Annotated in this window: 8 protein-coding genes and 1 pseudogene; 8 read left to right on the forward strand and 1 reads right to left on the reverse strand. The window is 68.0% G+C overall.

Features of this window, described 5'->3' with window-relative positions; translation table 11 throughout:
- The 3 genes and pseudogenes from H0W40_RS16995 to H0W40_RS17005 form a co-directional block, all read left to right on the forward strand.
- A pseudogene (locus H0W40_RS16995) lies at positions 1-480 on the forward strand (DNA primase); the annotation flags it as partial.
- 320 nt (positions 481-800) lie between these two features.
- A complete protein-coding gene (gene rpoD, locus H0W40_RS17000; RefSeq protein ID WP_292448576.1) occupies positions 801-3,092 on the forward strand; it encodes an RNA polymerase sigma factor RpoD in 2,292 nt (763 codons plus the stop codon).
- A gap of 202 nt (positions 3,093-3,294) precedes the next feature.
- Positions 3,295-4,251 (forward strand): FHA domain-containing protein, encoded by a 957-nt coding sequence (locus tag H0W40_RS17005; protein WP_292448579.1) that lies wholly within the window; start codon positions 3,295-3,297, stop codon positions 4,249-4,251.
- Between the two features lie 104 nt (positions 4,252-4,355).
- Here H0W40_RS17005 and H0W40_RS17010 read toward each other — a convergent pair whose 3' ends face one another.
- Positions 4,356-5,051 (reverse strand): HAD family hydrolase, encoded by a 696-nt coding sequence (locus H0W40_RS17010; protein WP_292448582.1) that lies wholly within the window; start codon positions 5,049-5,051, stop codon positions 4,356-4,358.
- 122 nt (positions 5,052-5,173) lie between these two features.
- On the opposite strand from H0W40_RS17010, the gene H0W40_RS17015 reads away from it, so the two are divergent.
- From H0W40_RS17015 to H0W40_RS20080, 5 genes are all read left to right on the forward strand, one after another.
- A complete protein-coding gene (locus H0W40_RS17015; RefSeq protein WP_292448585.1) occupies positions 5,174-9,163 on the forward strand; it encodes a PAS domain S-box protein in 3,990 nt (1,329 codons plus the stop codon).
- Positions 9,160-10,248 (forward strand): ferrochelatase, encoded by a 1,089-nt coding sequence (gene hemH / locus H0W40_RS17020; RefSeq protein ID WP_292448588.1) that lies wholly within the window; start codon positions 9,160-9,162, stop codon positions 10,246-10,248. The genes H0W40_RS17015 and hemH overlap by 4 nt, the downstream gene beginning before the upstream one ends.
- 80 nt (positions 10,249-10,328) lie before the next feature.
- Positions 10,329-10,757: an RNA-binding S4 domain-containing protein gene (locus tag H0W40_RS17025; RefSeq protein ID WP_292448591.1), complete on the forward strand. Its 429-nt coding sequence runs from the start codon at positions 10,329-10,331 to the stop codon at positions 10,755-10,757.
- Positions 10,758-10,866: 109 nt separating this feature from the next.
- Positions 10,867-11,421 carry a nucleotide exchange factor GrpE gene (gene grpE, locus H0W40_RS17030; RefSeq protein WP_292448594.1) on the forward strand — a complete coding sequence of 185 codons (555 nt, stop codon included), beginning with the start codon at positions 10,867-10,869 and terminating at the stop codon, positions 11,419-11,421.
- A gap of 82 nt (positions 11,422-11,503) precedes the next feature.
- A partial coding sequence (locus H0W40_RS20080) for an Hsp70 family protein (protein WP_367153836.1) occupies positions 11,504-11,599 on the forward strand: 96 nt, incomplete at its 3' end.

Consider the following 11,599-nt stretch of genomic DNA (forward strand, 5'->3'; position numbering starts at 1 on the left):
CCCGGGCGACGGCCGCTGCGGGCGACCGCCAGTTCGCTGGATCGGGCGGTCGCGTTGCTCGTGGCCCGCTCGGATCTGTGGGAGCGGCTGGACGCCGAGGCGCACGAGTTGCTGTCGCAGGTGCAGCCCCCGCACGGCGATTTCTTCTGCTGGCTCGAACGTCGCGTCCACGACGAAGGGGCGCTGTCGCCGCAGACCCTGCTCGTGGAGATGCGAGCGGCCGGGGGCGAGCCGGCGCTGGCCCAACTGGCCGAGCGGCTGGCCGCGTTGCACGAGATGCCGAGCGGCGACACGACGGTTACCGAGTTGGAGGTGATCGTCTGCCGGGTCCGCCTGGACGCCCTGGAGCGCGAGCTCGAAGGCATGACTTCCCTGGCGGCGCCCTCGCCGGAGCAACTGGCGGCGATCCGACAGACCCGGGCCGAAGCCAATGCCCTCAAAGTCCGGCTGAGCTCGCAGGCGGTCAAGCCGGCCAATTGAATGCTTTGGCAATCGCTTTGACGCCCGGCCATTCTTCGCCGATAATCACCGGCTAGTCAGATGCGGCAAGAGTGAGCGCAGCACCTCCGGCCCCGGCCACCCTTGATAAGGGGCATAACAGGCCAACCTTCCCCGCAAGGGCTGCACCTTCCAGGACACTCACGCGAGCTTGCCCGCCGACACTTGGCGCTGCATGTGCCCCTTTCGGGCGCCCAGCGGTCCGACCTCCTCAGCGCGGCACCGCATGGCCCGCGTGTGCAGTCGTCGGCGCAAGGTGTGCGGCCTGTAGCCCCCGAGACAACCATCCTCCAAGGAATCGCATGACCGCGAAGAAGAGCGCTCCCGTCCCTGCGAGCAAGCCCACCAAGACGGCTCCTGCCGCTCCTGCCGACAAGCTCGCCGCCAAAGCCGTCGAGTCCAAGCCGCTCAAGAAGTCGGCCGGAGCCGCCGCGCCCGCCGTCGCCGTCAAGGCGACCGCCAAGCCTGCGACAAAGGGAACAAAAGCCGCGCCGACCGGCAAGCCGGCGGTCAAGGCCGGCAACGCAGCCGACAAACCGGCCCGCAAGGGCAAGGTCGTTGCGGGCAAGACCGCCATGCCGGTGCTCGATGAGGATTTGTCCGACATCGAGGCCGACCTCGAAGGCGAAGTCGAGACGGTTACTGAAGAGACGACCGAAGACAAGGTCAAGGCCAAGCCGCTGCGCATGAAGGTTTCGCGCGCCAAGGAGCGCGCGCTGATGCGCGAGTTCGGCCTGGACGAGACGGCGCTCACCGAAGACGAGGTCGCCAAGCGCCGTCAGGAACTCAAGACGCTCATCAAGATGGGCAAGACGCGCGGTTTCCTGACCCACCAGGAAATCAACGACCACTTGCCCGAGAAACTGGTCGAGGCCGAGATCCTCGAGGCCATCGTCTCGATGCTCAACGACATGGGCATCGCCGTCTACGAGCAGGCGCCCGATGCCGCCACTCTGCTGATCGCCGGTGCCTCCACCGGCACCTCCACTGATGAAGAAGCCGAGGAAGAAGCCGAGGCGGCGCTCTCCACGGTGGACTCCGAGTTCGGCCGCACCACCGATCCGGTGCGCATGTACATGCGCGAGATGGGCACGGTGGAGCTCCTCACGCGTGAAGGCGAGATCGAAATCGCCAAGCGCATCGAAGGCGGTCTGCAGGCCATGATGCTGGCGATCAGCGAATCGCCCACCACCATCGCCGAGATCCTGGTGTTGGCCGACAAGATCCGCGCCGGCGACATGCAGATTTCGGAAGCCGTCGATGGCTTCGTCTCCAACGAGGAAGCCGACGACTATGTCGCCGAGGAAGACTTCGACGAGTTCGATGAGGAAGACGACGACGACGGCCAAGGCGGCTCCAAGGCGCTGACCAAGAAGCTCGAGGAGCTCAAGACGCAGGCTCTCGTCAAGCTCGACGATCTGCGCAGCCACTTCGAACGCATGCGCCGGGCCTACGAGCGCGACGGCTACAAGTCGCCGGCCTACAACCGCGCGCAGATGTCGGTTTCGGCCGAGATCATGAGCATTCGCTTCACCGTCAAGACCATCGAGCGGCTGTGCCAGATCCTGCGCTCGCAGGTTGATGACATTCGCCGCTACGAGCGCGAGTTGCGCAAGATCGTGGTCGACAAGTGCGGCATGCCGCAAGAGCATTTCATCCGCAGCTTCCCGCCCAATTCGCTCAATTTGAAGTGGGCGGAAAAGGAAATTGCGTCGAACAAGTCCTACAGCGCGGTGATGGCGCGCAACCTGCCGCCGATCCAGGACCTGCAGCAAAAGCTGATCGACCTGCAAAGCCGTGCCGTCGTGCCGATCGACGACCTGAAGCTCATCAACAAGAAGATGAACCAGGGCGAGAAGGCTTCGCGCGACGCCAAGAAGGAAATGATCGAGGCCAACCTGCGCCTGGTGATCTCGATTGCCAAGAAGTACACCAACCGCGGCTTGCAGTTCCTCGACCTCATCCAGGAAGGCAACATCGGCCTGATGAAGGCGGTCGACAAGTTCGAGTACCGCCGCGGCTACAAATTCTCGACCTATGCCACGTGGTGGATCCGCCAGGCCATCACCCGCTCGATCGCCGATCAGGCGCGCACCATCCGCATCCCGGTGCACATGATCGAGACGATCAACAAGATGAACCGGCTCTCGCGCCAGCACCTGCAGGAGTTCGGGTTCGAGCCAGATGCGCCCACGCTGGCCGAGAAGATGGAGATGCCCGAGGACAAGATCCGCAAGATCATGAAGATCGCCAAGGAGCCGATCTCCATGGAAACGCCGATCGGCGACGACGACGATTCGCACCTGGGCGACTTCATTGAGGACACCAACAACACCGCGCCGATCGAAGCGGCCATGCAGGCCGGCCTGCGCGATGTGGTCAAGGACATCCTGGACTCGCTCACGCCGCGCGAAGCCAAGGTGCTGCGCATGCGTTTCGGCATCGAGATGTCCACCGACCACACGCTGGAAGAGGTGGGCAAGCAGTTCGACGTGACGAGGGAGCGCATCCGCCAGATCGAAGCCAAGGCGATCCGAAAGCTCAAGCACCCGAGCCGCTCGGACAAGCTGCGCACTTATCTCGACAATCTTTGAGCCTCTCAAGGAAACGAAGGGCCGCTCCCGAGTTCCTTGATCCCCCTCGGGAGGCGGGCTCGGCGCCGCCGAGCCCTGGGGGCGCTCAGTTCGCTCGACACGAAGCCCGGCATCCGCCGGGCTTTTTTTCGCCCTCGTCCTTTGCCGATCGTGCGTCTTTTCACGCGCGCTAAACTTTCCCCGCCTTGACCGACCCGTACCGATGACCACCCTGCTCCAACGCACCGTTCTGTTTGCCGATCTTCGCGGCAGCACCGGTCTGTTCGAGACGCTCGGCAATGCCGAGGCGGCATCGGTGGTCACGCAGAGCGTCGACTTGATGGCGCAGATCGTCGCTGCCTGCGGCGGTGTGGTGGTCAAGACGCTGGGCGACGGGTTGATGGCGGTGTTCGAGCATCGGCAGGGCGGCATCGACGCGGCCGACGAGATGCACGAATCACTCGACCGCATCGTCGCCGACACGCCGCGCGGCGGCTCGCGCCGGCCGACGCTCAAACTGCCGGCACTCAAGCTGCAGGTGGCGATGGCGCACGGCGAGGTGGTCGAGCTGAACGGCGACTGCTTCGGCGATGCCGTCAACGTGGCCGCTCGCCTGCTCGACCGCGCCGGCGACAAGGAAACCCTGGCCACCGAGCAGGTGCTCGAGGGCCTGGAGGCCGAGCACCGCGGGCGCTTCCGCTCGCTGTCCAAGCTGCAGTTGCGCGGCCGCCAGGAGCCGGTGCAGGTGTACCGGCTCGAGGCGCGGCGCTTCGGTGAAACCGTGGCCACGCTGTTCGAGGGCAGCGCGCCGGCTCGCGAGCCCGACGGCCTGCGGCTGGCCTGGCGTGAAGTGAACCGTGTATTCGCCGGCACCGACTTGCCCGCAGTGCTCGGCCGCAGCCCGCAGGCCACTTATTGCATCGACGACACCCGCGTTTCGCGCTCGCACGCCCGCGTCGAATGGCATGGTGGCACTTTCCAGGTGAGCGACCTCAGCTACAACGGCACCTTCGTTCGCTTCGCCGGGCGAGACGACGTGGTCGCCTTGCGCCGTGGCAGTTGCACGCTGCACGGCAGCGGCGTCATCTGCCTGGGTGCAGCGCCGACCGACGCCACGGCACCGACCGTGCACTTCGAGATACTGAGCTTTCACGACACCGTGCCGCGCTCGGGGCATTGACCGACAAGTGCTCAGCCGGCCGAGAATTACCCTTCGGCACTGAAGCCTCCGGGGCCCGCCGCCTTCGTCACGCAAAGGGCACGGTCAGACTGCGAAGGAAACTTTCAAACGCCAAGTCCCTCGGCAAGCCGAAGCAGGTCGGGCCCGTGCCAGCACGGCGGCGCAGTCACAGGCCGGTCATCGCCGATACGCCGCACCCAGGCCGCGTGCATGCCGGCCGCCAAGGCGCCGTGCACGTCGAGCAGCAGATCGTCGCCGACGTGCAGCACGTCGCCCGGCTCACAGTCGAGCCGCACGCAAGCGGCCGCAAAAATCCGCCGATCGGGCTTGCCCACACCGACGTCATGCGCACGCAGGCATCCCTTGAACCAGTGCGCCACACCGACGCGCTCGAGATCGGCATTGCCGTTGGTCAATGCCATCAGCGGCCAACGCGCAGCCAGCCGCTCGAGCGCCTGCTGCACGTCGGCGTACAACTCGACCTGCTGGCGAGCGGCGAAGAACACGTCGAAGGCCGCCGGCATCAGCGCTTCGTCTTCGCCGCTGCTCGCCAGCATGCGGCGGATCGTCTCGCACCGCATGGCGGTCAGGTCATGCGCACGCTCGGGCCAATCGGATGCGACGGCAGCGCGCAGCGCTTGCGTGGCGGCGATGTCGAAGCGTTCGGCGACGCGCGGGGCATGCTCCAGCATCCAGGCCGCCAGCGCCGCCTCGGCGCGAACGATGGTCGGGCCGATCGGCCACAGGGTGTCGTCGAGGTCCAGGGTGATGGCGCGGATGCGCGCCGCAGGGGGAAGCATGGCGATCGGGACCGGCGTGAAGGACCGCGCACCTTACCTCGCCATGCCATTTCCGAGCGCCATTGCGAGTGGGGGCTCCAGTACATTAGCGCCACCCTTTCTCGAGCGCCGCCGACTGCCGCATGAAGCCGGCCCCCCTGCCCGCCAACGAAGCCGAGCGACTGCAGATCCTGCACGAGCTGCGCTTCGGCGAGGCCGGGATCGCGCCGGCGCTGGCGTCTATCGCCAGGTTGGCGAGCATGCAGAGCGGCTGGCCGATCGGTGCAATTAGCCTGGTCGATGAGCACCGCCAGTGGTTCGCGGCTGCCGTCGGCACGGCGCTGATCGAAACGCCGCGCGAGCTTTCCTTTTGCGCACACGCGATCCTCGGCGACGGGGTCTTCGAAGTGGTCGATGCCACGACCGACGAGCGCTTTGCCGACAGCCCGCTGGTCAGCGGCACGGCGGGAGTGCGCTCCTACACCGCGCAGCCGCTCGTAGTGGACGGCCAGCGCATCGGCACCGTGTGCGTGATCGACGACCGCCATGACAACCGGCTCGAAGCGCGCGGATTGGCGGCGCTGACCGACTTGGCCGGTCTGGCCGGCTCGCTGCTCGAGGGACAACTTCGTGCGCAGCGCGCGCAACTGCAGGAAGCGCGCGTGCGCGAAGCCAGCCGTGCCGGCAGCGACTGGCTCTGGGAGAGCAGCGCCGAAGGCGTGATGACCTGGGTGTCCGAAAGCCTGGAAGAGCGTGCCGGCCTTGCGCCCGCTGCCGAGATCGGCCAGCACGCGCACCGTGTCGTTCGACCGCATCCCGACCACCGCGCGAGCTGGAACGCCTATCTGGAAGCCCGCGCCGCCCGGCGCGCGTTCAAGGACGTGATCGCCGAGCGCGAAACATCGCGCGGCACCATCAGCATCTCCTTCAGCGGCGAGCCGATGTTCGATGCGGCCGGCCGTTTTCGCGGCTACCGGGGCGCCACGCGCGAGGTCACCCGCGAACTGGCGCTGCGTGCGCAAGCGCAACAGGCGCAGGAGCTGCTGCAAGGCGCGATGGAGCACATACCAGCCGCCGTGATGATCTCCGACCCGAACGGTGGCATCGTGCTCAGCAACAAGGTCTGGCGGCGCAACAGTGCTCCCTTCACCGACGGGCGGGCCGAAACCTGGGAGTCGCTGTTGCAGGAGATGGTCGCGCGCGGCGGCTACCCGGAGGCGGCCGGGCGCGAGGCGGAGTTCGTCCGCTGGCGCTTGGCCGTCGTCGATCAGCCCGGCGCTCGCCACGAGATGCGCTTCGGCGAGCTCTACGTGCTGACGACCGATCAGCGCCTGGCCGACGGCAGCGTGGTGCACCTTTCCGTCGACATCACCGCGCGCAAGCGCGCCGAGCTCAAGCTGGCCGAGCAGCAAGCGCAATTGCGCGCCTCCGAAGAGCGCATGCGTGCGGTGCTGCAGTCGGTGCCGGACCTGTGGTTCGTGATCGACAGCGCCTCGCGTTGTCTCGCATGCAGCGACGAGCACCATCCCTGGCTGGTCAAGCCCTTCGATCAAATGCGCGGGCACCGCCTCGCCGACCTGCAGCCGCAGCGCCCGCTGCATTCGCTCGAGACGGTCGTCCGCCAGGCGCACGGCAGCGGCGAGGTGCAGCGCCTCGAATACGAAGCGGTCATCGCCGACGGCACCCGCCGCGACTTCGAGGCGCGCATCTCGCCGATGGATGGCGACCAGGCGCTGTTCCTCTTACGCGACCTGACCGAACTGCGCACGCTCGAACGCCATGTGCGGCTGCTGCAGCGCGCGCTCGAGGCCGAGGCGGCGCTGCCGATGATGATCGTCGACGCGACCCGGCCCGACCTGCCGGTCAACTACGTCAACACCGCCTTCGAGCGCCTCACGGGCTACGCCGCCGCGGAAGTCATGGGCCGCAACTGCCGTCTGCTGCAAGGCGACGAAAAGGACCAGCCGGGCCTCACGGTGCTGCGCCGGGCGCTGGAGCACGGTGAAGCCGCCACCGTGGTGCTGAACAACTACCGCAAGGACGGCAGCGCCTTCGCGAACGAGTTGCACGTCGCGCCCGTGCGCGACGGCGGCGGCGAACTCACTCACTACATCGGCCTGCTGAGCGACGTCACCGAGCGCAGCCGGGCCGCCGATCGGCTTCGCCTCAGCGAGGCGCTGTACCGCTCGGTCACCCTGGCCATCAGCGATTGCCTGCTGGTGATCGGTGCCGATGGCAACGTCGTCACGGCCAATCCCGCGGCTTGCGAGCTCCTGCACTGCTCGCAGGAACAGATCGCTGGTGCGCGCCCCAGCCAACTCGGCTTTCAGCTGCAGCACGAAGACGGCCAACCGCTCGCTGAAGAGGAACACCCGGTCCGCCAGGTGCTGCGGGGCGCGTCGAGCGTGCGTGGCCGGGTGCACCGCCTCGCCTGCCCGGACGGGCGCGCGCTCCTGCTGCGCGTGAGCGTGCAGACGCTGCAGTTGCCACCTCAGGATCGCCGGCCTTCCTGTGTGCTGATCTGCCACGACATCACGGCCCAGCGCGCCGCCGAGCGCGCGTTGGAGCAGGCCGAGGCGCGCTGGAACTTTGCGCTCGACGGCGCCGGCTACGGCGTATGGGACCACGATGAAGACAGCGGCACGGTGTTCTTCTCGCGGCGCTGGAAGGAGATGCTGGGTTACGCCGAGGGCGAGGTCGGCAACCGGCTGCAAGACTGGACCCGCCGCATCCACCCGGACGACCACCGCCGCGTCATGGACGAAATCGCCCGCCACCGCCGCGGCGAAACGGCCGAGTATGAAACCCAGCACCGACTGCGCCACAAGGACGGCCACTGGCTCTGGGTGCTCGACCGCGCCAAGATCGTCGAACGCCGCGCCGACGGCAGCCCGCGGCGCTCGGTCGGCACGCACAGCGACATCACTCGCCAGAAGCTCGCCGACCAGGCGCTGCGCGACCAGCAGGCCAGCGAACTGGCGAGCCGCTCCAAAAGCGAATTCCTGTCGCGCATGAGCCACGAGATGCGCACGCCGCTCAACGCGGTGATCGGTTTCGCCCAGTTGCTGCGCCTTCACGGCGGCCACGACGAGCAGCGCCTGAACCAGTACAGCGAGCACATCCTGCAGGCCGGCCAGCACCTGCTGGCACTGGTCAACGACGTTCTCGACCTCCAGCAGGTCGAGGAAGGCCGGCTGAACCTGCAGCTCGCCGTGTTGCCGCTCGCCGAAGCGCTGGACGCCGCGCTCGACATGGTGCGGCCGATGGCGGACCTGCGCGCGATCACGATCGACGGCCACATCGATCCCGGCCTGCGGGTGCGCGCGGACGCGCAGCGGCTGCGTCAGGTGCTGCTCAACGTGCTCTCCAACGCGGTCAAGTACAACCGCGACGGCGGCAGGCTGAGCTATCGCCTCGAAGCCGCGAGCCGCGGGCGCTGCGCACTGCTCATCGAAGACAGCGGCCCGGGGCTGACGGCGCAACAGGCGGCGCGCCTGTTCCAGCCCTTCGAGCGGCTCGGCCTGGAAACCTCCAACGTCGAAGGCAGTGGTCTGGGCCTGATCATTTCGCGCCGGCTGATGTTGGGCATGCAGGGCTCGCTGAGCCTCAGCAGCCGGCCGGGCCTGGGCACCTGCGTGCGGCTGGAATTGCCCTTGGCCGCGGCCGGCACCAACAGCACCGACAAGGGCCCGAAGGACGCAGCGCCCACGGCGTCGGTCGCCACCCCGGCCTCCGGGAAGATCGGCGCACGCGCGCCGATGCGCATGCTCTACGTCGAGGACAACCGCGTCAACGCCATCCTGTTCGAGGAGGCGATCAAACTTCGCGGCGGCATTGAACTGCGCATCGCGGAGGACGGCGCCGAAGGTCTGGCGGTGGCGGGCCGGTGGCGGCCCGAGGTGCTGATACTCGATGCGAACCTGCCGGGCATGACCGGCTACGAAGTCCTGGCACAGCTGCGCCGCCAACCGGGGCTGGCCGACACGCCTGCCTTCATGTGCTCGGCCGACGCCATGCCCGAGGATCTGGAACGCGCACGCCGGGCCGGGTTCGCGGGCTACTGGACCAAACCGATCGACATCGAGCGCGTCATGAACGACCTCGACGCGCTGCACCTCACCTCCTCGCAATGAAGCACCGACCCGAACCCGACCACCGCCATGGCAGCCTGGAGCGCGTGGCCGTGTTGCTCGTCAACCTCGGCACGCCCGACGCGCCCACCGCCCCGGCGCTGCGCCGCTATCTGGCGGAGTTCCTGAGCGACCCGCGCGTGGTCGAGATTCCGCGCGCGCTGTGGTGGCTGATCCTGCACGGCGTGATCCTGCGGGTGCGGCCGCGCAAGTCAGCCGCCAAGTACGCCAGCATCTGGACCGACGAAGGCTCGCCCCTGGCAGTGTGGACGGCCAAGCAGGCGGCGCTGCTGGCCGGCTACCTGGGCGAGCGCGGCACGCCGGTGCTGGTGCGCCACGCCATGCGCTACGGCCAGCCTTCGGTGGCGAGCCAGCTCGACGCGCTCAAGGCCGAGGGCGCGACCCGCATCCTCGTGCTACCGCTCTACCCGCAGTACGCCGCGGCCACCACGGCCAGTGTGTTCGACGCCGTCTATGCCTGGGCCGCCAGCGTGCGCCGCGTGCCCGAACTGCGCTTCGTCAACCATTACCACGACGATGACGGCTACATCGGCGCACTGGCCGGGCGCATCGAAGGCCACTGGCAGGCGCACGGCCGGCCGGAGCGCCTGGTGCTCAGCTTTCACGGCGTGCCCGAGCGCACCCTGCAGCTGGGCGACCCCTACCACTGCGAATGCCAGAAGACTGCCCGCCTGCTTCGCGAACGCCTGTCGCTTACGCCGGAGCAGGTGCTGGTCACCTTTCAGAGCCGCTTCGGCCGCGCGCGCTGGCTTGAGCCCTACACCGAGCCGACGCTCGTGGCGCTGGCGCGCTCGGGTGTGCAGCGTGTCGATGTGGCCTGCCCCGGTTTCACCTCGGACTGCCTGGAGACGCTGGAGGAGATCGCTCAGGAGGCTCGTCACGCATTCCTGGAGGCGGGCGGCCGCGAGTTCCGGTACATCGCCTGCCTCAACGACCAGCACGAATGGATCGCTGCACTCAGCGCGATCACGATCCGCCACCTGCAGGGCTGGCCGCTGCAGCCGGCGGACGGCGCCGAGATGCGGGCACAGGCCGAGCGCGCCCAGCGCCTCGGCGCGAAACGCTGAAGCATCCAGCGCGGCCTGCCGCTTGTCCGGCTGCGGCTGTGGCCGCGGCCGCGGCCGCGCCTGCGCGACAATGCGCCCCAATGACGACGCCTCCTTCTTCCGCGGGCGTGCGCCTGGACAAATGGCTGTGGGCGGCGCGCTTTTTCAAGACGCGCAGCCTGGCCGCCGACGAGATCGGCAAGCACCGGGTGCAGGTCAACGGTCAGGTGGCCAAGGCCTCCCGCGAACTCAAACCCGGCGATGAACTGCAGTTGCGCCAGGGACCCGTACCCCGCACGGTGCGCGTGGTCGCGTTGAGTGCGGTGCGCGGCTCGGCGCCGGTGGCTCAGGCCCTCTACGAGGAAACCGCCGAAAGCCGCGCCGCCCGCGAGGCCTTCGCGCAGCAGCGCCGGGTCGCACCCGAACCGGCGCTGGCCATCGAGCAGGGCCGCCCCACCAAGCGCGACCGCCGCCAGCTCGCCGACTGGGACCGCTGGAGCGCCTCCCTCGACGGCGGCGGAGACGGCTGATCAGACAGCCCGCCCGCCCCCCTGCCCGCCCGCCGCATTTCGATCCCCTTGAAAGGGCCGACAGCGGCCTCAGTTGTGTTGCGACCCCCGCTGGACACCCCCACAGCCCATGGAAAACCCTCAAGAACACCAAGCTCCCGACATGACCGACGCCCCGGCGCCGGCCGGCACCGAGTCCGCGCCCGCACAAAACCTTTCGCCCGAGCAGCGCCTCGCCGAGCTCGAAGCCAAGCACGCCGAGGTGGCCGATGCTTACCTCCGCGCCAAGGCCGAATCCGAGAACACCCGCCGCCGCGCCGACGAGGAAATGAGCAAGGCGCGCAAGTTCGCGGTCGAAGGCTTCGCTGACAGCCTGCTGCCGGTCAAGGACAGCCTGGAGGCCGCGCTGGCGATCGAAAACGCCACCGCCGAGCAACTCCGCGAAGGCACCCACGCCACCCTGCGCCAGCTCACGGCCGCGCTGGAGCGCAACAAGGTGCTGGAGATCGCCCCGCCGGCCGGCACCAAGTTCGATCCGCATCAGCACCAGGCCATCAGCGTGGTGCCGGCGCCCGAAGGCATCGAGCAGGAGGCCGGCACCATCGTTGCTGTGCTGCAAAAGGGCTATCTGATCGCCGACCGGGTGCTCAGGCCGGCGCTAGTGACCGTGACGGCTCCCAGTTAGTCGTTGGCCGCGTGCCGCTTGAAGAACCGGATGCAGTCCGCAACTCATCCCCAACCGAATTCAGTTTGAAGGAGTTTTGACCATGGCCAAGATCATCGGCATCGACCTGGGCACCACGAACTCGTGCGTCGCCATCATGGAAGGCAACACCACCCGCGTGATCGAGAACAGCGAGGGT

The sequence above is a fragment of the Methylibium sp. genome (assembly GCF_013817345.1).
Classification (GTDB): Bacteria; Pseudomonadota; Gammaproteobacteria; order Burkholderiales; family Burkholderiaceae_C; genus Methylibium.